Source organism: Streptomyces sp. AC627_RSS907 (genome assembly GCF_019049165.1).
Genome location: NZ_JAGMUE010000391.1, coordinates 1 through 554, shown reverse-complemented (window position 1 = coordinate 554; position 554 = coordinate 1). Strand labels below are relative to the sequence as shown.

The 554-nt window shown below is 69.0% G+C and carries 1 protein-coding gene; it reads left to right on the top strand.

What is annotated here, in order from left to right; all coding sequences use genetic code 11:
* The coding region (locus KUM32_RS36060; protein WP_217146125.1) for a glutaminase at positions 1–554 on the top strand (554 nt) is incomplete at both ends.

Genomic DNA, 554 nt, shown 5'->3' with positions numbered 1-554 from the left:
GGGTGGGGGACTGGGAGGAGCCGTTCTCCGTCCAGTCCATCTCCAAGACCTTCAGCCTGGCGCTGGTCCTGGCGCGGGACGGCGAGGCGATCTGGCGGCGGGTCGGCAGGGAGCCGTCCGGCAACGCGTTCAACTCGCTGGTGCAGCTCGAATATGAGAACGGCGTGCCGCGCAACCCGTTCATCAACGCCGGGGCGCTGGTCGTCACCGACCGGTTGCAGACCCTCACCGACGACGCGAGCACCACGCTCCTGGACTTCCTGCGGGCCGAGAGCGACAACCCGGACCTGGCCTTCGACCCGGCCGTCGCGCTCTCCGAAACCGAGCACGGCGACCGCAACGCCGCCCTGGCGCACTTCATGGCCAGCTACGGCAACCTGGAGAACCCCGTGCCCACGGTGTTGCAGCACTACTTCTGGCAGTGCTCGATCCGGATGAGCTGCCGCGACCTCGCGCTGGCCGGCGGTTTCCTGGCCCGTCACGGGCTGCGCGCAGACGGCGGAAGGCTGCTTTCGCGGACAGAGGCCAAGCAGGTCAACGCGGTCATGCTGACC